Raw genomic sequence first — 25,614 nt, 5'->3', positions numbered from 1 at the left:
AGCCTAGGCGGAGTTACGGTGGTCGGGCAGTACAGCGAGAGGAACCACCGTCATGGAGCACCACCCCGCCGCCTGGCTCGCCGAGGCCGCGAGCGCCGCCGACCGGCAAGGGGGGCCGGGGATCCTCCGGATCGTTCTGCTCGTGATGATCGTGGGCTGTGCGGTGACCGCGTGGTTCCTGCTGCGCGGCTACAGACGGAAGGACGACTGAGGCGGCGCGAAGGTTCCCCCGCCGGGCCCCCGGGACCGGGCCGGCGCGGGCAGGCGGTCGCGGGCCGCGGGACTCACGCGCACCAACAGGCGGAGTCGGGGTGATCGCGGCCGAGGCGCCCGCTTACGATGAGCCGACGTCTTTAACCCGCCCACACGCGATAGGTCCTGCCGAAGATGAGCTTCCACAGCACCGCTGCCCAGTTGGTCACCCTCGCCGCCGAGGGCGAGGAGCACGGCGGAAACCACGAGAGCCTCAGCCCCTACCTCACCGGTGGCGCCGCCCTCTTCATCCTGCTGCTCCTGCTGTGGATCACCACCCGCTTCAACCGCGACCGCTGAGCCCGGCAGGGCACCCCGCGCGGAGTGCCCAGGGGACCACGGGGGCGGCCGGAGCCCTCAGGCAGGGCCGGTAGGGTCTGCACGCATGGGAGAGCAGGACATGCCTACCGGTCCGGCGAACGAGACGCCGCACGACCCGGCACCGGACACGGCGAGCGGCACCGAGCGACACTCGGCGCCCCGCCGTGCCGCCACGGCGACCCGCCAGATCGACGGCCCCGGCAAGAGCCCGGCGCAGCCGGGCAAGCGCCGCCTGGGCGTCATGGGCGGCACCTTCGACCCGATCCACCACGGGCACCTGGTGGCCGCGAGCGAGGTCGCCGCGGCGTTCCACCTCGACGAGGTGGTCTTCGTGCCGACCGGCCAGCCCTGGCAGAAGAGCCACCGCAGCGTCTCCCCGGCCGAGGACCGCTATCTGATGACGGTCATCGCGACCGCCGAGAACCCGCAGTTCTCCGTGAGCCGCATCGACATCGACCGCGGCGGCCCCACCTACACCGTGGACACCCTGCGCGACCTGCGCGCGCTCAACCCGGACACGGACCTGTTCTTCATCACCGGCGCCGACGCCCTCGCCCAGATCCTGACCTGGCGCGACAGCGAGGAGCTGTTCTCCCTCGCGCACTTCATCGGCGCCACCCGGCCGGGCCACCACCTGGACGACGCGGGACTGCCCGAGGGCGGTGTCTCTCTCGTGGAGGTTCCCGCCCTGGCCATCTCCTCGACCGACTGCCGTGCGAGAGTCGCCAAGGGCGACCCCATCTGGTACCTGGTGCCGGACGGAGTCGTGCGCTATATCGACAAGCGCGAGCTGTACCGCGGCGAGTGAGCCGAGAGGGGCACCGGTGAACGACCGATACGACGCGGGGGCCGCGGGCTACGGCGCCGACCAGTACGAGCTCGTCGGCTACGACGAGTACGGACAGCCGGTCTACCGGCAGGTCCGGCCCCAGCAGACCCAGCAGCAGACCTACGACCCGTACGCCCAGCAGCACCAGCAGCACCAGCAGGGCTACGGCTACGACCCCTACGCCACGGGCGGGCAGCAGCAGCCGCCCGCGTACGACTACGGCGCGGGACAGCAGCAGTCCGCCGCGCCGTACGGCTACGACCCGTACGCCTCCGGGACCCACCAGGGCGGCCCGGCGCAGGGCGCCCACCAGGACCCCTACGGGCAGGCGCGTGCCGCTGGGCAGACCGCGCACATCCCGCAGCAGGCCGGTCCCGCGGGCAGGGAGCAGGACACCGGCCGGGAGCCGGACACCGGCCCGGAGCACGCCGACCGGGAGTACCACACCGAGCAGTTCGCCTTCGTCGAGGAACCGGACGACAACTCCGAAGACGTCATCGACTGGCTGAAGTTCACCGAGAACCGCACCGAGCGCCGCGAGGAGGCCCGGCGCCGCGCCCGCAGCCGGATCGTCGCCCTGGCCGTCGTCCTGGCGCTCGTCGCGGCCGGCGGCGTCGGCTACCTCTGGTACGCGGGGAAGCTGCCCGGCCTGTCCTCCGACGACTCCGCGACGGGCACGGCGACGGCGGCCGGCGCCCAGAAGCGGGACGTCATCGTCGTCCACCTGCACGACACCAAGGGCGACGGCACGGCCACGGCCCTCCTCGTCGACAACACCACGACCAAGCGGGGCACCACCGTCCTGCTGCCCAACTCGCTCGCCCTGACCAGCGACGACGGCACCACGACGACCCTCGCCAAGTCGGTCGAGGACGACGGCTCCGACGGCACCCGCGCCGCGCTCGACACGGTCCTCGGCACCGACATCCAGGGCACCTGGCGCCTGGACACCCCCTACCTGCAGAACCTCGTCGACCTCGTCGGCAACATCGACGTCGACACCAACACCGACGTCCCCGACCCCGCGGCCAAGAAGAAGGGCGAGGCGCCCCTGGTCAACAAGGGCCGGGACCAGACGCTCAGCGGCAAGATGGCCGTCGCCTACGCCACCTACCGCGCCCCCGGCGAGGCCCAGAACGCCCAGCTGGAGCGGTTCGGGCAGGTCATGCAGGGCGTGCTGCGCAAGATGTCCTCCGACCCGGGGGCCGCGACCACCACCGTCCAGACCCTGGCGCAGATCCTCGACCCGTCCCTGACGGACAAGGACCTCGGCACCTTCCTCGCCGGGCTCGCCGACCTCGCCAAGGGCGGCGACTACCGCACGGACCTGCTGCCGGTGCGGAGCGACGGCACGCTCAGCGCCCAGACCGGCGCCGGCATCGTCCGCAACGTCCTCGGCGGCACCGCCAAGAGCCCCGACAAGGACGCCGCCGTCAGCGTCTCCGTCCAGAACGCCACCGGCGTCCAGGACAACACCGAGAAGGCCCGCGTGGTGCTCCTCAACGGCGGCTTCACGTTCCTGGAGGGCGGCACGGCGGCGGCCGGCTCCACCTCGAAGGTCGTCTACGCCGACGCCGCCGGCAAGACGAACGCCATCGAGGTGGCCAAGACGCTCGGACTGCCCGAGAGCTCCGTCGCCCGGGGCAGGATCTCGGCGAGCGCCGACGTCGCGGTGGTCCTCGGCCAGGACTTCAAGCCCTCGGCCGGCTAGGCGGCGCGCGCCCGCCCCCCACGTGATCCCCGTAATCGCGTGGGGGGCGCACGGCGGTCCGTGAGACCCTTGAGGACAAACGACCGCCGACCGAAAGCCTTGTAGTGACCGTGACCGACCGCTCCCAGGAGCTCATCACCACCGCCGCCCAGGCGGCCGCCGACAAGCTGGCGCACGACATCGTCGCCTACGACGTCAGCGACGTGCTGTCCATCACGGACGCCTTCCTGCTGGCCTCCGCGCCCAACGACCGCCAGGTCAAGTCGATCGTCGACGAGATCGAGGAGCGCCTCCAGAAGGAGCTCGGCGCGAAGCCCGTGCGCCGCGAGGGCGACCGCGACGCCCGCTGGATCCTGCTCGACTACGTCGACATCGTCGTCCACGTCCAGCACAGCGAGGAGCGCGTCTTCTACGCCCTGGAGCGGCTGTGGAAGGACTGCCCCGAGCTCGACCTGCCCGAGGACGCCAAGGCCACGCGCGGCAAGGCCGAGGAACACGCCAAGCTGCAGGCGGCCGAGGAGGCGGCGGAGCTGGACGGAGACTGGCGGTGAGCGCCGCCGGCGAGGCCGCCACGCCGGGCCGCGGCCGCCGCATCATCCTGTGGCGGCACGGCCAGACCTCGTGGAACGTGGAGCGCCGCTTCCAGGGCACCACGGACGTCGAGCTCACCGAGACCGGTGTCGCCCAGGCGCGCCGCGCCGCCCGGCTGCTCGTGTCCCTGAAGCCGGACGCGATCGTCGCCTCCGACCTGCGGCGGGCCGCGCGCACGGCCGCCGAGCTCGCCGCCCTCACCGGCCTGGAGGTCACCCACGACGAGGCCCTGCGCGAGACCTACGCGGGCGTCTGGCAGGGCCTGACGCACGAGGAGATCATCGCCCGGCACGGCGAGGAGTACGCCGCCTGGAAGCGCGGCGAGCCCGTGCGCCGCGGCGGTGGCGAACTGGAGACCGAGGTGGCCGACCGCGCCGCCCCCGTGGTCCTCCGGCACGCCGACAAGCTCCCCGAGGACGGCACGCTCGTCGTGGTCAGCCACGGCGGCACCATCCGCACCACCATCGGCCGGCTCCTCGGCCTGCAGCCGCACAACTGGGAGAGCCTCGGCGGACTCTCCAACTGCTGCTGGTCCGTGCTCGGCGAAGGCGCCCGCGGCTGGCGGCTGCTGGAGCACAACGCCGGCACGCTGCCGGAACCGGTGCTGGGCGACGACGACTGACCCCGGATTTCACTTTCCGGCAGGTCGCAGGCTAAAGTTCTTCTTGTTCGCCCGGCCCGCCGGGAAGGAACAAGAGGGGCTATAGCTCAGTTGGTAGAGCGCCTGCATGGCATGCAGGAGGTCAGGAGTTCAATTCTCCTTAGCTCCACGTCAAGATCCCGTTCCCGTCCAGGGGGCGGGATTTTTCGTGCCCGCTGTTGAGTCACTCGGCCCCGTCGAGGCGTATACCTCTACGGTCGCGACGACTGCCGTGTCCGGACTGGTACTGAGGCGTCGCTGACCGTATTGGCCCGGCCGTGGCAGAATCAAACGGCCGGAAGGGGGCGCGGCCCGACGGGAGGAGCACCGATGCCTGCGAGCATCCTCGAGGAGGTCGACCACCTCCTCGGAGCAGCGTTGACACGGGACCTGTCCACCCGCCTCAGCTGCCCTTCCTGCGGATCCGCGCACGTGGCCCAGATGCTCGGCGACAACGGCGGGATCTCCTACGTGTGCACGGCCTGCGGCCACAGCTGGAGCTGATCGATGGGTGCACACAGGCGGAAGTGCGACTGGTGCGGCAGCGGGACTCCGATCGTCCGCGACATGGAGCCGATCAATCCCGACTACCAGTACTGGTGCGAGGAGTGCGCGCGGGCGCTGATCATAAAAGGCGACCCGATCGAGACGTACCGCGAGCTGGAGGGCGAGCCGATCTACGGCCGGCTTCTGGAGGAGCACTGCACGCTCAAGCGGTTCTACTCGTTCGTGACGGCCTGAGACGAGAAGGAGGGGCAAATCGGTCATATCGGGCACCAGGAAACCGATTTGGTGTTGGGCCCGCAGGACCAGTAAAGTTGGCGTCGCCGCCGGGAAAAACCCGAAGGCAACACCGCAAGGGGCTATAGCTCAGTTGGTAGAGCGCCTGCATGGCATGCAGGAGGTCAGGAGTTCAATTCTCCTTAGCTCCACAGCAGATGAGAAGGCGGGCCATCCGATCCGGATGGCCCGCCTTCTTGTCGTACCCGTCTCGTCCGGCGCGGGTACGCGTACGGCGGGCCTCCCCGCAGGGAAGCCCGCCGTACGCCGTGTGTGCGCCTAGCGGCCGAGGGCGCGGCGGCCGCGGCCCTGGGAGAGCACCGGGAGGTTGCGCGACGGCGCGCCTTGCCCGCGGGTGTCCTCCTCGATGCGCAGGGCCAGCGCCGGGCAGCGACGCACCGCGCGTAGAGCCTTGGCCTCGGCGTACCGCGGCACCTGCGCCTGGGCCACGGTCGGGAAGCCGTCGGCGCCCAGCTGGAACACCTCGGGGAGGATGTCCGCGCACAGGCCGTGGCCCCGGCAGAGCGTCCAGTCGACGTAGATCTTCTGACGGCTCGGGCCGTCCTCCTCGGACTCGCCGCCGCCCGGGATGCCCGTCGGGGCCCTGCCTCCCTCGAAGAGCGGCAGAACGCCCTCCACGCGCCGTCCGCAGCCGTTGCCGAGGACATGGGCGGCCAGGTCGTCCGTGAACGCCTTGATGGTCGACTCCAGGAACATCGCGGAGCCGTCCGGGTGGGAGCAGGCGCCGCGCCGCTTCACGTTCTTGGCGACCTGCTTGAGCGCCTCCAGGGCGGCCGGTCCGCCGCCGTTGAGGATGTCCTCCATGCCGCGCGCGGCGGCCGGCAGGCCGAGGTAGCAGGGGCCGCACTGGCCCGCGCTCTCCTCGGCCAGCCACTGGGCGACCCGCAGCGACTCGCCCAGCGGGCAGGTGTCCTGACTGATCGGCAGGATGGCCCCGGCGCCGAGGGAACCGCCCACCGCGTCCAGGGAGTTGCGGGAGACGATCGCCTCGTTCACCGTCGCGGCGTCGATCCACTTGCCGTGGTAGCCGCCGGTGAGCACGCCCTGCGGCACCGGCGGGGCGCCGGCCAGCTGCAGGACGTAGCGCAGCGGCACGCCCGTGGGGACCTCGATCACCATGGGGCGGGCGACCGCACCGGAGACCGTGAGCATGACCGTGCCCGGCTCGTCGTACAGGCCGGTGTTGCCGTAGCGCTCCGGGCCGATGCGGGCGGCGATGGCCAGCTGGGCGAAGGTCTCGGCGTTGGACAGCAGGGTGGGCGCGCCGCCGACGCCGTTCTGCGAGGCGCTGACCTTGCGGCCGGGCGGCACGGCCGGGCCGCCGTCGATCGAGCGGATCAGCGACGCGGCCGCGCCGGTGACCATCCGGACCGGGTTGCGCTGCACGCGGGCGCGCAGGGCCGACCGGCGGCCGTTGCTGAGGCCGCGCTCGGCGAGCGCGGCCTCCATGGAGCGCTGGGTCGACTCCCGGGTGACCCCCACCACGAGCGTGCGGGCACCCAGGGCCTCGGCGCACAGCAGCGCGCCGTCCAGGATGAGATGCGGGGCGCGGTTGATCAGCACCGTGTCCTTGCGGCAGGCCGGTTCGTCCTCACTGCCGTTGACGACGACGACCGGCCGGACGCCGCGCTTGATCGCCGCCTCGGCGACCGAGCGCAGCTTCTTGTGGAAGGGGAAGCCCGCGCCGCCGCGGCCCTTGAGGTTGATGCGTTCGGCGAGTTGCGCGAGCTGCTCGCCGCCCATCGGCTCGAGCGGCCCGTGCACCTTGAGGTGCATGGGCAGATCGAGCCGATCGACAAGGTCGAAGCCCGACGTGAGCTGGGGAAGACCGACCACGCGGACTTCGGGTACGTCGGGCAGGGCCTCGTTCACTTAAAGCCTCCGGAAGGCGTGTTCCAAGGTTCGCCCGATCCCGGTGCGTCGAAGTCGTAGGACGCACCGGGCAGTGTTTCAGTGGCGGGACCGCTGTTGTACGTGTCGTTCGGGTAGTACGTGTCCTGGACGGCATTCGTCTCACCCGTGTCGTACACATCACTCGATCCGTACCCGGAGGCGCCTGGATTGCCATAGGCCGGGATGCTTTGTCCCGTGTCCCGCAGGGGGTCGTAGGGCGGGATGTTGAAGCCCGTGTCCTGGAGCGGGTCGTAGGCCGACGGCGGGGCCTCGCCGACCGGGGGCGGGGACGGGATCGGCCAGCTGCCGGAGGTGCTGGAGGGGCCGTCCACGGTGGGGATGGTCTCGGTCGGCTGCAGGTCCAGCGGCAGTTCCATGCTGGTGGTCGGCCCCGGCGCGTAGGCCTGGTCGCGCGGCGGGCCCGAGACGGCCCGGTAGGCCGCGGCGAAGCCGTTCGCGGACTCCTGGGGCGAGGGGCGCTCGGCCGGCTCGTACCGCGGGGCGGACGCGGTCGCCGCCGCTCCCGCGCGGCCCTTGCGGCCCTCGTAGCCGGGCAGCGCGGAGCCGGCCCGGGCCCGGCTCTCCTCCAGGTCACGGCGGCTCTGGCCCTCGCCGGGGCCGATGAACGCGGCGACCTTGTCGGCGACCTTGCGCTTGACCGGGCGCGGAGCGGCGCGCAGGGCGAGGGCCGCGGCCACGCCGAGCAGGGAGAGGCAGTACAGGATGACGAAGATCGGCTTGGCCGCGCGACCCGCGTAGAGGCCGTGCACGAGGGCGGCGCACCAGGCCGGGTAGGCCAGCATGTGCATGGCGCGCCAGCGGGCGGCGACCGGCGCGGGGGAGGCGAAGCGGTTGCGCAGCACGCCGGTGACGCCCACGAAGATCATGAGCATGCCTGCCAGGGTGCCCAGGCCGATCAGGAACGACCTGCCCGCGACGATCTCCTCGTCGGTGAGGAACAGCCCGAAGGGGATCACCGCGGCGATCCACGACGTGTGGGACAGCGCCAGCTTCACGCCGATGTGCACCAGGAGGAAGGCGATCGAGGCGACGGCCGTGGTCCGGTGCACGGCCTGCGCCAGGATGCGCCGGCGCGCGTCGAGCAGGATCCGGTCCTGGGCGACCAGACCCCAGATCACCGAGCAGGTCAGGCACACGAGGGACAGCACGCCCGCGCCGAAGTTGAGGAACTCGGCGAAGGAGTCGTCTGCCGTGGAGTCGTTGGGGTTCACGACCTGCCACCCCACATCCCGGCGACCGGGGGGAGTGAGGGGGTACTGCGATGAGGGTTCATGGGGGCAACTCCGAGCGGTTCGGGAAAGCGGTCCCGCTGCCGCACTCTAAGCGGAGCCATACCGATGGGTACGAGGTTTGAGTTATTGCGTTGTTATCAAAGGACAATGCGCTTGTTGCGATGTCCCTTAGCTACTGTTACGCGAAGTAACCCTTGACCTTGGTTCAGCTTTTCGAGTGTGGGATCGAGCGTCGAGGGCCCGTCCGAAGCGCGTCGCGGCGCGCTGGGGGCCTGCGGTACCCTAACGCCATGCGTGCCGTACGCCTTCTGCTTAGCGGGCCGCGCTGATCAGTCCCGGCCACCGGACGAGTCGAGTGGCCGGAATCGGCGCGGCGTCCCCTCCTGTGCGAGGGGATTTTTCGTTTCTCGACGACACAGCCGCAGGCAGAGACGATCGATGGAGCTTTGAGGATCATGAGCGAGACGAACCCCGCTGCCACCTCCGAGGTGGCAGCGCCGCACCGCTACACGGCCGCGACGGCTGCCGAGATCGAAGCACGCTGGCAGGACTTCTGGGACGCGGACGGCACCTACGCCGCGCCCAACCCCAAGGGTGACCTGGCGGGCGACCCGGAGACCGTCGCCCGGCCCAAGAAGTTCATCATGGACATGTTCCCGTACCCCTCGGGCGCGGGCCTGCACGTCGGCCACCCCCTGGGCTACATCGCCACGGACGTCTTCGCCCGCTTCCAGCGGATGACCGGCCACAACGTCCTGCACACCCTGGGCTTCGACGCCTTCGGCCTGCCCGCCGAGCAGTACGCGGTGCAGACCGGCACCCACCCGCGCGTGTCCACCGAAGCCAACATGGAGAACATGAAGGCCCAGCTGCGCCGGCTGGGCCTGGGCCACGACAAGCGCCGGTCGTTCGCCACGATCGACCCTGAGTACTACAAGTGGACCCAGTGGATCTTCCTGCAGATCTTCAACTCCTGGTACGACCACGACGCCCGGCGGGCCCGCCCGATCGACGAGCTGGTCGCGCAGTTCGAGTCCGGTGAGCGGCCCGTCCCCGGCCACACGCGCGCGTGGAGCGAGCTGAGCGCCGCCGAGAAGGCCGACGTCCTGGGCGAGTTCCGGCTGGCCTACGCCTCCGACGCGCCGGTCAACTGGTGTCCCGGACTGGGCACCGTGCTGGCCAACGAGGAGGTCACCGCCGACGGCCGCTCCGAGCGCGGCAACTTCCCGGTCTTCAAGGCCAAGCTGCGCCAGTGGAACATGCGCATCACCGCCTACGCCGACCGGCTGCTGGAGGACCTGGACGCGCTGGACTGGCCCGAGGCCATCAAGCTGCAGCAGCGCAACTGGATCGGCCGCTCCGAGGGCGCCCGCGTCGACTTCCCCATCGACGGCGAGCGCATCACCGTCTTCACCACCCGGCCGGACACCCTGTTCGGCGCCACCTACATGGTGCTGGCGCCCGAGCACCCGCTGGTCGAGAAGTTCACCCCGGCCGCCTGGCCCGAGGGCACCCACGAGGTGTGGACCGGCGGCTACGCGACCCCGGCCGAGGCCGTCGCCGCGTACCGCGCGCAGGCCGCGTCCAAGTCCGACGTCGAGCGCCAGGCCGAGGCCAAGGACAAGACCGGCGTCTTCGTCGGCGCCTACGCGACCAACCCGGTCAACGGCGAGCAGGTCCCGGTCTTCATCGCCGACTACGTGCTGATGGGCTACGGCACCGGCGCGATCATGGCCGTCCCGGCCCACGACACGCGCGACTTCGCCTTCGCCCGCGCCTTCGAGCTGCCGATCCGCTGCGTGGTCGAGCCGACCGACGGCCGCGGCACCGACCCGTCCGAGTGGGACGACGCCTTCGCCTCCTACGACGCGAAGATCGTGAACTCCACCGGCACCGGCGTGTCCCTGGACGGCCTGGGCGTCGTCGAGGCCAAGGCCCGCATCACCGAGTGGCTGGAGGCCGAGGGCGTCGGCGAGGGCACCGTCAACTTCCGGCTGCGCGACTGGCTGTTCAGCCGCCAGCGCTACTGGGGCGAGCCCTTCCCGATCGTCTACGACGAGGACGGCATCGCCCACGCGCTGCCCGAGTCGATGCTGCCGCTGGAGCTGCCCGAGGTCGAGGACTACAGCCCCCGCACCTTCGACCCGGACGACGCCGACACCCAGCCCGAGACGCCGCTGTCCCGCAACGAGGACTGGGTCAACGTCACGCTGGACCTGGGCGACGGGCCGAAGAAGTACCGCCGCGAGACCAACACCATGCCCAACTGGGCCGGTTCCTGCTGGTACGAGCTGCGCTACCTGGACCCGCACAACAGCGAGAAGCTGGTCGACCCCGAGATCGAGCAGTACTGGATGGGCCCGCGCGAGGGCATGCCGCACGGCGGTGTCGACCTGTACGTCGGCGGCGCCGAGCACGCCGTGCTGCACCTGCTGTACGCCCGCTTCTGGTCCAAGGTGCTGTACGACCTGGGGCACGTCTCCTCCGCGGAGCCGTTCCACAAGCTGTTCAACCAGGGCATGATCCAGGCCTACGTCTACCGCGACAGCCGCGGCATCGCCGTGCCGGCCGCCGAGGTCGAGGAGCGCGACGGCGCGTACTGGTACCAGGGCGAGAAGGTCTCCCGGCTGCTGGGCAAGATGGGCAAGTCCCTGAAGAACGCGGTCACTCCGGACGAGATCTGCGCCGAGTACGGCGCCGACACGCTGCGTCTGTACGAGATGGCCATGGGCCCGCTGGACGTCTCCCGGCCGTGGGACACGCGCGCGGTGGTGGGCCAGTTCCGGCTGCTGCAGCGGCTGTGGCGCAACATCGTCGACGAGGCGACCGGCGAGGTCACCGTCGTCGACGCCGAGCCCGACGAGGACACGCTGCGCGCCCTGCACAAGGCGATCGACGGGGTGCGCGGGGACCTGGAGGGCATGCGGTTCAACACCGCCATCGCCAAGGTCACCGAGCTGAACAACCACCTGACCAAGGTGGGCGGGCCCGTGCCGCGCTCCGTGGCCGAGCCGCTGGTGCTGATGGTCGCGCCGCTGGCCCCGCACATCGCCGAGGAGCTGTGGCACAAGCTGGGGCACACCGACTCGGTCGTCCACCAGGACTTCCCGGTCGCCGACCCGGCGTACGTGGTCGACGAGACCGTGACCTGCGTCGTGCAGATCAAGGGCAAGGTCAAGGCGCGGCTGGAGGTCTCGCCGTCGATCTCCGAGGACGAGCTGGAGAAGGTCGCCCTGGCCGACGAGAAGGTCGTCGCCGCGCTGGGCGGGGCCGGGATCCGCAAGGTGATCGTGCGGGCGCCGAAGCTGGTGAACATCGTCCCGGCGTAGCCGCGAGGCACCGGGGGACCACTCTCGGGGTGGTCCCCTACGGGCAGGTTCGGGGTTTTTCTGGAACTCCGGGCCTGCCTGTTGCGTTTACCGTGGAGAGCGACACGAGGTGGGTTCGGACGCCCTGAGGAGGAGCCGGTGGAAGCAGTGATCGCAGTATTCGCTCTGCTCGTCGTGCTCTTCGTGGTGCTCGGCGCCTACGCGACCGTCAAGGTGGTCGGCGCGGCCAAGCGCGGTGTGGACCGCGGCATCACCCAGGCGCGGCGCACGGTCGAGGACCACACCCTGCGGGCCAAGTCCTTCGCCCAGCCCGGCGCCGCGGGTGAACTCGCCCAGCTGCGGCTGAGGCTGCGCACCTCGATGCGCGCCACGCAGGACGCGCTGCAGGCGGCCGCCGCCGAGGACGCCTCCATGAAGGAGTCCGTGGGCCTCTTCGAGCGGCTCAGCGCGCACGGCCACGAGCTGGACGACGAGCTGAAGCGCCTGGAGTCCGAGCCGAACCGCGGTGCTCTCACCGAGCGGCTGCCCGACCTGCGCGAGCGCACCGAGCGCATCATCCAGTCCGCCGACGCGCTGCGCTGGGCCGCCCGCGACCGCGCCCGCCGTTTCGCCGACGACGACCTGGACACGCTGAGCGCGCAGATCGACGTGGAGGCCGGCGCCCTGCGGCACTGGACGACCTCGGACTCCCCGTCCGCCTCGGCGCCCGCCTCGAAGCCGTGGCCCGAGGCACCCGCCGCGGACGCCACCACGGCCGGGCAGACCTGGCCGGAGACCCCGCGGTCGAGCCCGGCGCAGGAGCCGGAGCGGCCGGCCATCACCCCGCCGGCAGCCCGTCCCACCTACCCCTGGCAGAAGAAGCCCCGCCCCGAGAGCACCACTTGATCCGGCCACGCGTGCGGCAGGGCGCGGGGCCCGGGCTGCCACACGGGCACTACGGCAGGTAACCTCCAGCTCATGTCCCGCCATGTCGCGATCGTCACCGATTCAACGGCCTACCTGCCGGCCCGGACGATGGAGCGCCATGGCATCTCGGCGGTCCCGCTGACGGTGGTGCTCGGCGACCGGGCGCTTCAGGAGGGCACGGAGATCTCCACGCGCGCCCTCGCCCAGGCTTTGCAGAAGCGCCGGCCGGTGACGACCTCGCGGCCCGCCCCCGCGGTCTTCGAGGAGACCTATCGCAGGGTGGCCGAGTCCGGCGCCACCGGCATCGTCTCCCTCCATCTCTCCGCCGAGCTCTCCGGCACGTACGACGCGGCCGTGGTCGCCGCCCGGCAGGCGCCCGTGCCGGTGCGGGTCGTGGACACGGGCATGATCGCGATGGCTCTCGGTTTCTGCGCGCTTGCCGCGGCGGAGACCGCCGAGGCGGGCGGCACGGTGGACGAGGCCGTCACCGCGGCGGAGAAGCGGGCCGCGGGCACATCCGCCTACTTCTACGTGGACACCCTCGACTATCTGCGCCGCGGCGGCCGGATCGGCGCCGCCCAGGCCCTGTTGGGCTCCGCGCTCGCGGTGAAGCCGCTGCTGCAGCTGGCCGACGGCCGCATCGAACCGCTGGAGAAGGTGCGGACCGCGTCGAAGGCGATCGCCCGGCTGGAGGAGATCGCCGCCGACCGGGCCGGCGGTGCGCAGGTCGATGTCGCCGTCCACCATCTCGCCGCCCCGGACCGGGCGTCGGCCCTCGCCGACCGGCTGCGGGGGCGGTTGTCCGGGCTGGCCGATCTGCATGTCAGTGAGGTCGGGGCGGTGATCGGGGCGCACACGGGGCCGGGGTTGCTGGGGGTTGTGGTTTCGCCTCGGTGAACGTTTGCGGTGGGGTGGGCCGGGGTCTGAGGTGGGCTGGGGTCTGTGGTGGGCTGGGGTCTGTGGTGGGCTGGGGTGGGGTGGGGCTCGTCTCACTCGTGTGAGTGGCGGGGTTGTCCACAAGCGGGCGGTTGTCCCCGGGAATTGGCCATGATCATCGCGGGTGGGCCGGGATGTCCGATCCTCGGCGCATGGCACTTCGATCACGTTCACGCACAGCGACCGCGACCAGTGGACCGGGCCGTGGCCCCGCGTCCGACGGGCGCGTCCGTCACCGCCGGCCCCGGTCTGTGGCACGTGGCCGGACCGCCCGGCACCGTCACCCGTCCGCGGAGGAGCTCCGCCGTCGGGCAGAGGCGTTGTTCGGGGAACACGCCGAGCCGCTGAGGCGGGCCGATATGGGGGCACCGGCGGGGGAATGGGAAGGCGAACGGGCCGGGGAGCGGCGGGAGTCGGGGCAGGGGCCGCCTGGGGAGGCGCGGGCTGGGGAGGATCCGCGTGGGCGGGGGCTGCCTGGGGAGGACCTGCTGGGGGAGGGGCTGCACGGGCAGGTTGCGCCTGGGGAGGGCTCGTCTGGACAGGGGCTGCCTGGGCAGGGGGACTGGCGGGAGCGGGCCGGGCTCGCCCTTCGGGAGCGTATGCCGCTGTGGTTGCAGACGAGGTGCGGGCTGGAGCGGCGGAGTGTGGTCGCCCTGACGGTGGTGCTCGTCGTGGCCGCGGCCTTCGCCGTGCAGCACTTCTGGGCGGGCCGGACCCAGTCCGTGCGGCCGCCCGAGGTGGTGCGTGCGGCGGCACAGTACGGGGAGGAGCCGGGGCAGGGCGGTCGGGCCGAGGCGGGGCCGGGAGCGGCGGTGGCCGGGTCGGCGAAGGCCGGCGGTGCGGCGGGTGCGGCCGGAGCGGCGGGGGCGGTCGGGACGGCTGGGGCGGCGGGGGCGGCTGGAGCTTCCGGAGGCGCCGAGATCGTCGTGGACGTCAGCGGCAAGGTCCGTGATCCCGGGATCCATCGACTGCCTGCCGGCTCGCGGGTGGCGGACGCGCTGAAGGCGGCGGGTGGGGTGGAGCCCGGCACGGACACCGACGGCCTCAACCGCGCGCGGTTCCTCGTGGACGGGGAGCAGGTGATCGTCGGCGGTGCGGCTCCCTTCGCGGGGGTGGGAGCGGGTGCGGGAGCAGGGGCAGGAGCGGGGAGTGCGAGGTCGACGGGCTCCGTGGGAGGGGTGGGAGGGGCGTCGGGTGGGGCAATGGCAGGGGCTCCGGTCTCACTCAACACGGCCACCCTCGACCAGCTCGACACGCTGCCCGGTGTCGGTCCCGTGCTGGCGCAGCACATCGTCGACTACCGCACGCAGCACGGCGGATTCCGTTCCGTGGACGAGCTGCGCGAGGTGAACGGCATCGGCGACCGCCGCTTCGCCGACCTGCGGAACCTGGTACGGCCATGAGCGAACGGTCGGCCGTGCACGTTGCTTCCGGCACGCGGCTCGGTCTCGCCCGGCCGCGGCAGGAGGGGCCCACCGATCTGCGGCTCGTCCCACCGGCCCTCGCGGCCTGGGGCACGGCGGCACTGGTACCGGGGGTGTCGGCGGGCTGGGCCGTGGGCATCGTGATCGCCTGCCTCCTCGCCGTCGCCCTCCTGGCTCTGACTCGGCGGCGCGGCTCGGCGTCATGGCCACGGGTGTCGGCCGCCGCCGTCCTGCTGTGCGTCGCGGCGGCCGCCGCCTCGGCCGGGCTGCACGCGGCTGATCTGCGGCGGGGCCCTGTGCCCGGGCTGGCCAGGGAGTACGCGACGGTGACCGCCGAGGTCGAGCTCACCTCCGACCCCCGGCTCACCCGTCCCCGCGTTCAGGGCGATCGTCTGGCTCCGGCCGCCGTGCTGATCGACGCCGAGGTGCGGCGCGTCCACCGCGCGGGAGCCGCCTCGACGGCGACGGCGACGGCGACGGCAACGGGGACGGCGACGGTGACGCGGACGCCGGTGTTGTTGATCGTCGACGTGGGACCGGCCGGGCGGGGTGATCGGGCCGGGCGGACGGTCGCCGGTGGGTCGGTGCCGTCGGCATGGCTCGGGCTGCTGCCCTCGACACGGCTGCGCGTGAACGCGCGGGCGGCACCGGCGATGGCGGGCGGTGACCGGGTGGCGGCCGTGCTGCGGGTGCGGGGCGAGGCCGGACCGGAGGTGGTGGGCGAGCCCTCCGGGGCGCAGCGGCTCGCCGGGCGGCTGCGCGCCGGGCTGCGGGAGGCGACCGACGGGCTGCCGGCGGACGCCCGGGCGTTGTTGCCGGGGCTGGTCGTCGGGGACACCTCGCGGATCACACCGGAGCTGGAGGAGGCCTTCAAGGAGACCGACCTCACCCACACGCTGGCCGTGTCCGGGGCGAACTTCACGATCCTGCTCGCCCTGCTGCTCGGTCCGCCCGGTCTGGCCCAGCAGGCCGAGCGGCGCGGCCTCGCGCCCCGCCTCGGCATCTCGCTGCGCGGCACCGCGGTGCTCGGGGGCGCGCTCTCGCTCGGGTTCGTCGTGGTGTGCCGGCCGGATCCGAGCGTGGTGCGGGCCGCGGCCTGCGGGGCCGTCGCGCTGCTGGCTCTCGCGACCGGCCGCCGCAGGTCGATGATCCCGGCGCTGGCGACGGCGGTCCTGCTGCTGGTGCTCTACGACCCGCGGCTGGCGCGCAGTTACGGTTTCCTGCTCTCCGTCGTGGCCACCGGCGCCCTGCTGACGCTCGCGCCGCGATGGAGCGCCGGGCTGCGACGGCGTGGGGTGCCGCCCCGGCTCGCCGAGGCGCTGGGTGCCGCTGCCGCCGCGCAGGCGCTGTGTGCGCCCGTCGTCGCCGTGCTGTCGGCGCGGGTGAGCCTGGTGGCGGTGCCGTGCAACCTGCTCGTGGAGGCCGCGGTCGCGCCGGCGACGGTGCTGGGCTTCGCCGCGCTGGCCACGGCCCCGTCGGCGATGCCCGTGGCCGAGGCCCTGGCGTGGTGCGCCCAGTGGCCGGCGGAGTGGATCGCGGGGGTCGCCCGGACCGGGGCGGCGCTGCCCGGCGCGGGCGTGGACTGGCCCGGCAGCTGGACGGGCGCGGCACTGCTCGGCGCCGTGACGCTGCTCGTGGTGCTTCTGGGCCGGCGGCTGCTTCGGCATCCCTGGTGGTGCGGGGCCTGCGGGGTGCTGCTCCTGCTGGCCGTGGTGCAGCCGCCGCCGCTGACCCGGACGATCACGGGCTGGCCCCCGCCGGGCTGGCGGCTGGTGATGTGTGACGTGGGGCAGGGGGACGCCCTGGTGCTCGCGGCGGGCGAGGGCGCCGGGGTGGTGGTCGACGCGGGCCCCGATCCGCAGCGCGTCGACCACTGCCTGCGCTCACTCGGCATCACCAGGATCCCGCTGGTCGTCCTCACCCACTTCCACGCCGACCACGTCGCCGGCCTGCCGGGTGTGCTGCGCGGACGGGCGGTGGGCGCGATCGAGACGACGGGCCTGGAAGAGCCCCCCGACCAGGCCGCGTTCGTGCGGCGGCTGGCGGCGGCCCGGCGGGTTCCCGTGACCCGGGCGGCGGCCGGTGAGGAGCGGCGGGCGGGGGAGCTGTCCTGGCAGGTGGTGTGGCCGCCGCCGATCCCGCCACCCGGCGCTCCCCCCGGGGTGCTGCCGACGCACCCGGTGCCGGAGGGCCCGAACGACGCCAGTGTCGCCCTGCTGGTCCGCTCGGGCGGACTGCGCCTGCTGCTCCTCGGGGACCTCGAACCCCCGGCCCAGCGGGCGCTGGCGAGATCGCCGGACGCCGAGGCGCTGCGGGACGTGGACGTGCTGAAGGTCGCGCACCACGGCTCGGCCTACCAGGACCCGGGGCTCATACACCGGGCGGCTCCGCGGCTGGCCCTCATCAGCTGCGGTGAGGACAACCCGTACGGGCATCCGGCGCCGGGCACGCTCGCGGCGCTGCGTGCCGGAGGCGCGGCGGTGCTGCGGACGGACCGGGGCGGCGCGCTGGCCGTGATGGGAGAGGGCGGCGGACTGAGGGTGGCGCGAGACTGAGGCCATGAATTCAGCACAGGTTGATGCCTACCTCCGTCGTCTGGGAGTCGAGCACCCGGCGTGGCCGACCGTCGACGCGCTGCGCGAGCTGCATCTGCGCCATCTGCAGACGGTGCCGTTCGAGAACCTCTCGATCCATCTCGGCGAGGAGATCGTGCTGGAGGAGAAGCGGCTGCTGGACAAGGTGGTGGGGGCGCGGCGGGGCGGGTTCTGTTACGAACTCAACGGCTCGTTCGGGGCGTTGCTGGCCGCGCTGGGATACGACGTGACGCTGCTCGCCGGGAGGGTGTACGGCGACGGGGAGCGGCTCGGGATCCCGTACGACCATCTCGCCCTGCGGGTGCGGACGGTGGACGGCGGTGACTGGCTGGCCGACGTCGGGTTCGGGGCGCACAGCCACCTGCCGCTGGCCTTCGGGGAGCGGGGGGAGCAGGAGGACCCGGCGGGCACGTTCCGGATCGTCGAGGCGGGGCCGGACGCGGCCGGGGTGCGCGGCGGGCACGGCACGGTGGAGGCGGCGGACCTGGACGTGTTCCGGGGCGGCACGGCGCAGTACCGGCTGGAGGTACGGCCGCGGGCGCTGGGTGACTTCGTGGCCGGGGCGTGGTGGCACGGTACGTCGCCGGCCTCGCACTTCACGCGGTCGCTGGTCTGCTCGCGGATCACGCGGGACGGAGGGAGGATCACGCTCAGCGGACGCCGCTTCACGACGACGGCGGCCGACGGGACGCGGGAGGAGAGGGAGCTGGCGACGGACCAGGAGGTGCTCGGCGCGTACCGCGAGCGGTTCGGGATCGAGCTGGACAGGGTGCCGGCGGTACGGCCCCCGGGTTCGGACGGGCTCTAGAGGGCGTGGGGCGCTGCCGGGCCGGCCGGGGGCAGGCCTGCCGGGCGGTGTCCGGGCCGCACCGGGAACAATGTCCCGCGTGAGTGATGTGCGACATGTGCTGGTGCTGCCCGACCGTGATGCCGCGGAAGAGGTGGTCGAGGCGCTGCGGGAGCGGTTCGGGATCGTCGAGGAGCCACAGCTGGTGCGGGACGCGCTGGCCGGTGAGGACGACGCGGAGGACGCGCAGTGGCTGGTCGTCCTCCGGGACGAGGAGGAACGGCTGGACGCCGGCGAGCTGGACCGCTTCGCCGGCGAGTGGGAGGGCTGGCGGGAGGAGCCGTAGCCGTTGCCCGGGCGAGCCGTAACCCTGGGCCGGGCGGATCCGCAATCCCTGCCGGGATGAGCCGTAACCCCTGCCGGGATGAGCCGTCGCCCTCGGCGGACGAGCCCTGATCCCTGCCGGGACTAGCCGTAGCTCCAGGCGGATGACGAGCCCCGGGGCTCCGTGTCAGTGGTGCGTGGGATGCTTGGCGCGATGGCCAGGAAGACTGCGAATGACGACCCCCTCGCCCCGGTGACGCTCGCCGTGGGCCAGGAGGAGCTGCTGCTCGACCGTGCCGTGCAGGAGGTGGTGGCCGCCGCCAAGGCCTCCGACGCCGACACGGACGTACGGGACCTCACCCCGGACCAGTTGCAGCCCGGCACGCTCGCCGAGCTGACGAGCCCGTCGCTCTTCGCGGAGCGCAAGGTCGTGGTCGTGCGCAACGCGCAGGACCTGTCGGCCGACACGATCAAGGACGTGAAGGCGTACCTCGGGGCGCCCGCCGAGGAGATCACGCTCGTGCTGCTGCACGCGGGCGGGGCCAAGGGCAAGGGCCTGCTCGACGCAGCGCGCAAGGCGGGGGCGCGCGAGGTGGCCTGCCCGAAGATGACGAAGCCGGCGGACCGGCTGGCGTTCGTGCGGCAGGAGTTCCGCGTGGTGGGCAGGTCCGCCACGCCGGAGGCCTGCCAGGCGCTCGTCGACGCCATCGGCAGCGATCTGCGGGAGCTGGCCTCGGCGGTCTCGCAGCTGGTCGCGGACGTCGAGGGGACGATCGACGAGGCGGTCGTCGGGCGGTACTACACAGGCCGGGCCGAGGCGTCGAGCTTCACGGTCGCCGACCGCGCGGTCGAGGGCAGGGCGGCGGAGGCCCTGGAGGCGCTGCGCTGGTCGCTGGCGACCGGGGTGGCGCCGGTGATGATCACGAGCGCGCTCGCGCAGGGCGTCCGGGCGATCGGCAAGCTGTCGTCGGCGCGCGGGGGCAGGCCGGCCGATCTGGCCCGGGAGCTCGGGATGCCGCCGTGGAAGATCGACCGGGTGCGGCAGCAGATGCGCGGATGGACGCCGGACGGTGTGTCGGTGGCGCTGCGGGCGGTGGCCGAGGCGGACGCGGGCGTGAAGGGCGGGGGCGACGACCCCGAGTACGCCCTGGAGAAGGCGGTGGTCACGATCGCCCGCGCGGCCCGCTCCCGGGGCCGGGGCTGACGATCCCGGCCGGTCGGCCACGGCCTGGCCCGTCGGCCGGCTTCCTCGCGGACTCAGTACAGGGAAGGCCGGTACAGCGAAGGCCGGTACTGGGAGGGCCCGTGCCGGGAGGACCCGTGCCGGGAGGGCCTGTCCCGGGAAGACTCAGTACAGCGGCTGGCCGATCCCCAGCAGGTTTCCCTCGCTGTCGCGGAACCAGGCGCCGCGTTCGCCCCGTGCCCCCTTGCTCGGGTAGTGCCCCTCGACCTCGGCGATCCCGTCCCGGGTGCGGAAGCCGGGCAGGTCGACCTCCTCGAAGACGACCCCGCGCCGCTTCAGCTCCGCCACGGCGCCGTCGATGTCGTCGACCTCCAACGCCATCTGGGTGAAGGTGCCGGGCGAGGCCCCCGCCGACCGGAACAGCGCGAACTCCCCGCCGCCGCACCGGTACAGCAGCCCGCCGGGCCGTTCGTCGACCGGTTCCAGGCCGAGCTTGTCGGCGTAGAAGCGCCGCGCCCGGTCCAGGTCCTGCGCCGGGAGCCGGGTCGCCACACGGGCCCCGGCCAGCACGGCCGTGTCGTCGGTGTCCATCTCTCCACTGTGCCCCGGAACGTGCCGTGGCGGCGGCCCGGAGGGAGAATCGGGAGTGTCAGCCGTACATCGCCAAGCGACGGAGAGGTGGCGAGGGACATGGCTGAACACCCGCACGCGGCGCTGGTCCGCAAGGGATTCGAGGCCTTCTCACGCGGGGACATGGACACCCTGCGCGGCTTGATGGCGGGGGACGCCACCCACCACGTGCCCGGAGACCACCCCTTGTCGGGCGACTTCAAGGGGGTCGACGCGATCATCGAGATGTACGAACGGCTCGGCGCCGAGACCAACGGGACGATGCACGCGGAACTGATCGGCATCGCCGTCGACGGCCGCGGTCACGCGGTCGGCATGACCCGCTTCACGGCCGAGCGCAACGGCAGGAAGCTCGACGACACCGGCTGCATCGTCTTCCGGATCGTCGGCGACAAGGTCACCGACCTCGACGAGTGCGTCGAGGACATCGACGAGAACAACGCGTTCTGGTCCTGACCACGCCGAAGGCCGGGCGTCCTCCCATGGGGAACAGGAGGAGACCCGGCCTACGGTTCACATCGGGTGGATCCGCGCCCGCGTGGCGAACGCAGGCCGCGCGCGGATCCGAAGGGTGCCGGACGGGAGCGGATGAGAGAGGGCCCGCTCGATTCCCTCCGGCGTCACATCAATCGTCAGCCCTTGAGCGCGGCGACCTTCTGAGCCAGCGCCGACTTCTTGTTGGCAGCCTGGTTCTTGTGGATGACGCCCTTCGAGACGGCCTTGTCGAGCTGGCGCGCCGCAGCGCGCTGGTACTCGGTGGCCTTCTCGACGTCACCCGCGGCAGCGGCCTCACGGGCCTTGCGGATCGCGGTCTTGAGGGAGGACTTGACGGCCTTGTTGCGCAGCCGCGCCTTCTCGTTGGTCTTGATCCGCTTGATCTGGGACTTGATGTTCGCCACGAATGAGCCTTTTCAGGTTCTGGCACGGGGCCGCACGAGGCCGCACGGATCCGCACCGGGTGATTTCTTGAGGTCGTGCCTCGTGCGAGAGGGCATGAGACACAGCCACCCAGGCTACCAGTGGGTGCTTTCCCGGCCCAAACCCGTCCATGGTCCCCACCCGTGGGACGATGGAGGCTACGTATCGATCCGACCCGAGACCGCAGACACTGCGGACGCCTCAAGAATCAGGACCCTGCGTGCCCGCGATCCCCAGCCACGTGCCCGAGCCGAGCCGTACCGACCCGGCTCTGATCCGCAATTTCTGCATCATCGCGCACATCGACCACGGCAAGTCCACGCTCGCCGACCGGATGCTCCAGCTGACCGGAGTGGTCGAGCAGCGGCAGATGCGCGCCCAGTACCTCGACCGCATGGACATCGAGCGTGAGCGTGGCATCACGATCAAGTCTCAGGCGGTGCGTCTGCCGTGGGCTCCCACCCACGACAAGGACAACACGCACATCCTGAACATGATCGACACCCCGGGGCACGTCGACTTCACCTACGAGGTCTCGCGGTCGCTCGCCGCCTGCGAGGGCACCATCCTCCTGGTCGACGCCGCCCAGGGCATCGAGGCCCAGACCCTCGCCAACCTGTACCTGGCGATGGAGAACGACCTCACGATCATCCCGGTGCTGAACAAGATCGACCTGCCGGCCGCGCAGCCCGAGAAGTTCGCCGAGGAGCTCGCCCACCTCATCGGGTGCGACCCCGGCGACGTGCTCAAGGTCTCCGCCAAGACCGGGCTCGGGGTCGAGGCGCTGCTGGACAAGGTCGTGGAGCAGGTTCCGCCCCCGGTCGGTGTCAAGGACGCCCCGGCGCGCGCGATGATCTTCGATTCCGTCTACGACTCCTACCGCGGTGTCGTGACGTACGTCCGTGTCATCGACGGGCAGCTCAACAAGCGCGAGCGCATCAAGATGATGTCGACGGGCGCCACTCACGAGCTGCTGGAGATCGGCACCAACTCGCCGGAGATGCTGCCCGCCGACGGACTGGGCGTCGGCGAGGTGGGGTACCTGATCACCGGGGTGAAGGACGTCCGCCAGTCCAAGGTCGGTGACACCGTCACCAGCCAGTCCAAGGGCGCCACCGAGGCCCTCGGCGGCTACAAGGACCCCAAGCCCATGGTCTTCTCGGGCCTGTACCCGCTGGACGGCTCGGACTACCCGGAGCTGCGCGAGGCCCTGGACAAGCTGCAGCTCAACGACGCCGCGCTGGTGTACGAGCCGGAGACCTCGGCCGCGCTCGGCTTCGGCTTCCGCGTCGGCTTCCTCGGGCTGCTGCACCTGGACGTGATCCGTGAGCGGCTGGAGCGCGAGTTCGGGCTCGACCTGATCGCGACCGCCCCGAACGTGGTGTACCGCGTCGTCATGGAGGACGGCAGCGAGCACACGGTCACCAACCCGAGCGAGTTCCCCGAGGGCAAGATCTCGGAGGTCTACGAGCCGGTCGTCCGGGCCACGATCCTGGCGCCGAGCGAGTTCATCGGCTCGATCATGGAGCTGTGCCAGACCCGGCGCGGCACGCTGCTCGGCATGGACTACCTGTCCGAGGACCGGGTCGAGATCCGCTACACCCTGCCCCTCGCCGAGATCGTCTTCGACTTCTTCGACCAGCTGAAGTCCAAGACCCGCGGCTACGCCTCGCTCGACTACGAGCCCACCGGCGAGCAGACCTCCAGCCTGGTCAAGGTCGACATCCTGCTGCACGGCGACAAGGTGGACGCGTTCTCGGCGATCACCCACAAGGACCAGGCGTACGCGTACGGCGTGCGGCTCGTCGCCAAGCTCAAGGAGCTCATCCCGCGGCAGGCCTTCGAGGTGCCGGTCCAGGCCGCCATCGGCTCCCGGGTCATCGCCCGCGAGACCATCCGCGCCATCCGCAAGGACGTCCTCGCCAAGTGCTACGGCGGTGACATCTCCCGCAAGCGGAAGCTGCTGGAGAAGCAGAAGGAGGGCAAGAAGCGGATGAAGATGGTGGGTTCCGTGGAAGTTCCTCAGGAGGCCTTCATCGCGGTCCTGTCGAGCGATGACAGCGCGGGATCGGGCAAGGGCAAGAAGTAATCACGGATTACCGTGGGTTACACCCCAAACCGGGTAGAACAGGGGCCCGCCGTGCGAAAGTGCGGCGGGCCCTGCGCGTCCACGGGGTAGCTCTCTGTACGAAGTGACAGGCCGCGGCCCCTTACGCGGGGGCCGGTCGGCCTTTACTCTGATCCCTGCTCGATAGTTACTCGCGAGTTAAACAACGGGGTGTGCGTTGCGCCTCGTGACGCCTCGTGAGTGCCCACCAGCCGCACCTGAGCCAGCCGCACTGTCGCGGGCCCCGGAGGATGTCGTGAGCGACACACAGACTTTGATCGAGAACCGTCCGCCGTCCGTGGCGGGCCTCTTCCTGGACCGCGTGACGGCCACGCCGGACGCGGAGGCCTACCGGTATCCGGTCCCGTCACCGTCCGGACAGGGGCCGGACGAGTGGAAGTCGCTGAGCTGGGCGCAGGCCGCCGAGCGGGTCTTCGCCATCGCGGCCGGCCTGATCGAGCTCGGCGTGCAGCCCGAGCAGCGGGTCGCCCTCGCCTCCAGCACGCGGGTCGAGTGGATCCTGGCCGACCTCGGCATCATGTGCGCCGGTGCCGCCACGACCACGGTGTATCCGCAGACCAACGCCGACGAGTCGGCGTACATCCTGTCGGACTCCGAGAGCCGGGTGCTCATCGCGGAGAACGCCGAGCAGCTGGCCAAGGCCAAGGAGAAGCGCGCCGAGCTGCCCGAGCTGACCCATGTCGTGGTGATCGACGCGGCCGGCGCCGAGACCGCCGACTGGATCCTCACCCTCGACGAGCTGGAGAAGCGCGGCGCGGCCCGGCTGGAGAAGGACCCCGACCTGATCAGGGAGCGGGTCGGCGCCATCTCCAAGGACCAGCTGGCCACCCTCATCTACACCTCCGGCACCACCGGCCGCCCCAAGGGCGTGCGCCTGCCGCACGACAACTGGTCGTACATGGCGAAGGCGATCGCCGCGACCGGCCTGGTCAGCGGCGACGACGTGCAGTACCTGTGGCTGCCGCTCGCGCACGTCTTCGGCAAGGTGCTCACCTCCGGCCAGATCGAGGTCGGGCACGTCACCGCCGTCGACGGCCGCGTCGACAAGATCATCGAGAATCTGCCGGTGGTGCAGCCGACGTACATGGCGGCCGTGCCGCGCATCTTCGAGAAGGTCTACAACGGCGTCGCCGCGAAGGCCCGGGCGGGCGGCGGGGCCAAGTACAAGATCTTCCAGTGGGCCGCCGAGGTCGCCCGCGAGTACGCCAAGGTCTCCCAGGACAACTTCCGGCGCACCGGGACCGCGACCGTGCCGTTCGGGCTGAACGCCAAGCACAAGGTCGCCGACACGCTGGTGTACGCCAAGATCCGCGAGGCCTTCGGTGGCAACCTGCGGGCCTGCGTCTCCGGCTCGGCCGCCCTCGCACCCGAGATCGGCTACTTCTTCGCCGGCGCCGGCATCCACATCCTGGAGGGCTACGGCCTCACCGAGTCCTCGGCGGCGTCCTTCGTGAACCCGGGCGAGGCCTACCGCACCGGCACGGTCGGCAAGCCGCTGCCCGGCACCGAGGTGCGGATCGCCGACGACGGGGAGATCCTGCTGCGCGGCCCCGGCATCATGGAGGGCTACCACAAGCTGCCCGAGAAGACCGCGGAGGTGCTGGAGCCGGACGGCTGGTTCCACACCGGCGACATCGGGGAGCTGTCACCCGACGGCTACCTGCGGATCACCGACCGCAAGAAGGACCTCATCAAGACGTCCGGCGGCAAGTACATCGCGCCGGCGGAGGTCGAGGGGCAGTTCAAGGCGGTGTGCCCCTACGTGTCGAACATCCTCGTGCACGGAGCCGACCGGAACTTCTGCACGGCCCTCATCGCCCTCGACGAGATCGCCATCACCGAGTGGGCCAAGGAGAACGGCCTCGAAGGCAAGCCGTACGCGGAGATCGTGGCGGCGCCGCAGACCGTCGAGATGGTCGACGGGTACGTGAAGCAGCTCAACGAGGGGCTGCAGCGCTGGCAGACCATCAAGAAGTTCCGCCTGCTGCCGCGGGACCTCGACGTGGAGCACGGCGAGATCACGCCGAGCCTGAAGCTGAAGCGGCCCGTCGTGGAGCGGGAGTACAAGCACCTGATCGAGGAGATGTACGAGGGCTCGCGCGAGGCGTAGGGGGTGGCGAGGGCTGTGGGGCGGCCGCGGGTACGTCGTGGCCGCCGTCCGCGC

23 protein-coding genes and 2 tRNA genes are annotated in these 25,614 nt (G+C 71.8%); 21 read left to right on the top strand and 4 right to left on the bottom strand.

Annotated features, from left to right (window positions below):
* The first annotated feature begins 52 nt into the window (after positions 1-52).
* The 10 genes from CHR28_RS37930 to CHR28_RS34335 all read left to right on the top strand — a co-directional run bounded on the left by CHR28_RS37930 (position 53) and on the right by CHR28_RS34335 (position 5,276).
* Positions 53-211 carry a hypothetical protein gene (locus CHR28_RS37930; RefSeq protein WP_094057639.1) on the top strand — a complete coding sequence of 53 codons (159 nt, stop codon included), beginning with the start codon at positions 53-55 and terminating at the stop codon, positions 209-211.
* Positions 212-387: 176 nt separating this feature from the next.
* A complete protein-coding gene (locus CHR28_RS37925) occupies positions 388-552 on the top strand; it encodes a hypothetical protein (RefSeq protein WP_094057638.1) in 165 nt (54 codons plus the stop codon).
* Between the two features lie 85 nt (positions 553-637).
* Positions 638-1,381, top strand: coding sequence for a nicotinate-nucleotide adenylyltransferase (gene nadD / locus CHR28_RS34365; protein ID WP_094057637.1), 744 nt, complete (start codon positions 638-640; stop codon positions 1,379-1,381).
* A gap of 16 nt (positions 1,382-1,397) precedes the next feature.
* Positions 1,398-3,113, top strand: a complete 1,716-nt coding sequence (locus CHR28_RS34360) for an LCP family protein (RefSeq protein WP_094057636.1) — start codon at positions 1,398-1,400, stop codon at positions 3,111-3,113.
* A 104-nt stretch (positions 3,114-3,217) separates the two neighbouring features.
* Positions 3,218-3,664 carry a ribosome silencing factor gene (gene rsfS, locus CHR28_RS34355; protein WP_094057635.1) on the top strand — a complete coding sequence of 149 codons (447 nt, stop codon included), beginning with the start codon at positions 3,218-3,220 and terminating at the stop codon, positions 3,662-3,664.
* The gene (locus CHR28_RS34350) at positions 3,661-4,326 is read left to right on the top strand and encodes a histidine phosphatase family protein (RefSeq protein WP_094057634.1); all 666 of its coding nucleotides are present in this window, start codon (positions 3,661-3,663) and stop codon (positions 4,324-4,326) included. Before rsfS ends, CHR28_RS34350 begins: the two co-directional genes overlap by 4 nt.
* Before the next feature lie 75 nt (positions 4,327-4,401).
* Positions 4,402-4,474: transfer RNA gene (locus CHR28_RS34345), tRNA-Ala, on the top strand.
* A gap of 200 nt (positions 4,475-4,674) precedes the next feature.
* Positions 4,675-4,848 (top strand): hypothetical protein, encoded by a 174-nt coding sequence (locus CHR28_RS37390; RefSeq protein WP_107473156.1) that lies wholly within the window; start codon positions 4,675-4,677, stop codon positions 4,846-4,848.
* A gap of 3 nt (positions 4,849-4,851) precedes the next feature.
* Positions 4,852-5,085, top strand: coding sequence for a hypothetical protein (locus CHR28_RS34340; protein WP_006136074.1), 234 nt, complete (start codon positions 4,852-4,854; stop codon positions 5,083-5,085).
* 118 nt (positions 5,086-5,203) lie between these two features.
* A tRNA-Ala gene (locus tag CHR28_RS34335) sits at positions 5,204-5,276 on the top strand.
* 127 nt (positions 5,277-5,403) lie between these two features.
* On the opposite strand, the gene CHR28_RS34330 is transcribed toward CHR28_RS34335, so the two are convergent.
* Together CHR28_RS34330 and CHR28_RS34325 are read right to left on the bottom strand one after the other, a co-directional pair.
* Positions 5,404-7,017, bottom strand: a complete 1,614-nt coding sequence (locus CHR28_RS34330) for an NADH-quinone oxidoreductase subunit NuoF family protein (RefSeq protein WP_094057633.1) — start codon at positions 7,015-7,017, stop codon at positions 5,404-5,406.
* Entirely contained in the window at positions 7,014-8,270 is a 1,257-nt protein-coding gene (locus CHR28_RS34325) for a hypothetical protein (RefSeq protein WP_094057655.1), read from the bottom strand. Before CHR28_RS34325 ends, CHR28_RS34330 begins: the two co-directional genes overlap by 4 nt.
* Before the next feature lie 476 nt (positions 8,271-8,746).
* On the opposite strand from CHR28_RS34325, the gene leuS reads away from it, so the two are divergent.
* The 8 genes from leuS (at position 8,747) to holA (ending at position 19,795) form a co-directional block, all read left to right on the top strand.
* Positions 8,747-11,620, top strand: a complete 2,874-nt coding sequence (gene leuS, locus CHR28_RS34320; protein WP_094057632.1) for a leucine--tRNA ligase — start codon at positions 8,747-8,749, stop codon at positions 11,618-11,620.
* Positions 11,621-11,758: 138 nt separating this feature from the next.
* Positions 11,759-12,505 carry a hypothetical protein gene (locus CHR28_RS34315; protein ID WP_094057631.1) on the top strand — a complete coding sequence of 249 codons (747 nt, stop codon included), beginning with the start codon at positions 11,759-11,761 and terminating at the stop codon, positions 12,503-12,505.
* 72 nt (positions 12,506-12,577) lie between these two features.
* Positions 12,578-13,423 (top strand): DegV family protein, encoded by an 846-nt coding sequence (locus tag CHR28_RS34310; protein ID WP_094057630.1) that lies wholly within the window; start codon positions 12,578-12,580, stop codon positions 13,421-13,423.
* 191 nt (positions 13,424-13,614) lie between these two features.
* Positions 13,615-14,865, top strand: coding sequence for a ComEA family DNA-binding protein (locus tag CHR28_RS34305; protein WP_094057654.1), 1,251 nt, complete (start codon positions 13,615-13,617; stop codon positions 14,863-14,865).
* A complete protein-coding gene (locus tag CHR28_RS34300) occupies positions 14,862-17,441 on the top strand; it encodes a ComEC/Rec2 family competence protein (protein WP_094057629.1) in 2,580 nt (859 codons plus the stop codon). Before CHR28_RS34305 ends, CHR28_RS34300 begins: the two co-directional genes overlap by 4 nt.
* Positions 17,442-17,445: 4 nt before the next feature.
* Positions 17,446-18,288, top strand: coding sequence for an arylamine N-acetyltransferase family protein (locus tag CHR28_RS34295; protein ID WP_094057628.1), 843 nt, complete (start codon positions 17,446-17,448; stop codon positions 18,286-18,288).
* Positions 18,289-18,367: 79 nt separating this feature from the next.
* Entirely contained in the window at positions 18,368-18,613 is a 246-nt protein-coding gene (locus tag CHR28_RS34290) for a hypothetical protein (RefSeq protein WP_094057653.1), read from the top strand.
* A 192-nt stretch (positions 18,614-18,805) separates the two neighbouring features.
* The gene (gene holA, locus CHR28_RS34285; protein WP_179272662.1) at positions 18,806-19,795 is read left to right on the top strand and encodes a DNA polymerase III subunit delta; all 990 of its coding nucleotides are present in this window, start codon (positions 18,806-18,808) and stop codon (positions 19,793-19,795) included.
* Positions 19,796-19,939: 144 nt separating this feature from the next.
* On the opposite strand, the gene CHR28_RS34280 is transcribed toward holA, so the two are convergent.
* Positions 19,940-20,365 carry a VOC family protein gene (locus CHR28_RS34280; RefSeq protein ID WP_094057627.1) on the bottom strand — a complete coding sequence of 142 codons (426 nt, stop codon included), beginning with the start codon at positions 20,363-20,365 and terminating at the stop codon, positions 19,940-19,942.
* A gap of 99 nt (positions 20,366-20,464) precedes the next feature.
* Between CHR28_RS34280 and CHR28_RS34275 the strand changes: the two genes are divergently transcribed.
* Complete coding sequence (locus CHR28_RS34275) at positions 20,465-20,860, top strand: nuclear transport factor 2 family protein (RefSeq protein WP_094057626.1); 396 nt, start codon at positions 20,465-20,467, stop codon at positions 20,858-20,860.
* Between the two features lie 176 nt (positions 20,861-21,036).
* On the opposite strand, the gene rpsT is transcribed toward CHR28_RS34275, so the two are convergent.
* Entirely contained in the window at positions 21,037-21,303 is a 267-nt protein-coding gene (rpsT, locus tag CHR28_RS34270; RefSeq protein ID WP_010042013.1) for a 30S ribosomal protein S20, read from the bottom strand.
* A 239-nt stretch (positions 21,304-21,542) separates the two neighbouring features.
* On the opposite strand from rpsT, the gene lepA reads away from it, so the two are divergent.
* Together lepA and CHR28_RS34260 are read left to right on the top strand one after the other, a co-directional pair.
* The gene (gene lepA / locus CHR28_RS34265; protein ID WP_094057625.1) at positions 21,543-23,411 is read left to right on the top strand and encodes a translation elongation factor 4; all 1,869 of its coding nucleotides are present in this window, start codon (positions 21,543-21,545) and stop codon (positions 23,409-23,411) included.
* Between the two features lie 274 nt (positions 23,412-23,685).
* On the top strand, positions 23,686-25,560 hold the full coding sequence (locus tag CHR28_RS34260) for an AMP-dependent synthetase/ligase (protein ID WP_094057624.1): 1,875 nt from the start codon (positions 23,686-23,688) through the stop codon (positions 25,558-25,560).
* The last annotated feature ends 54 nt before the right edge of the window (positions 25,561-25,614 follow it).

This window comes from Streptomyces sp. XY006, from assembly GCF_002237655.1.
Classification (GTDB): Bacteria; Actinomycetota; Actinomycetes; order Streptomycetales; family Streptomycetaceae; genus Streptomyces; species Streptomyces levis.
Note: the sequence above shows the minus strand (reverse complement) of the source record. Positions and strands in the feature narration are given on the sequence as shown.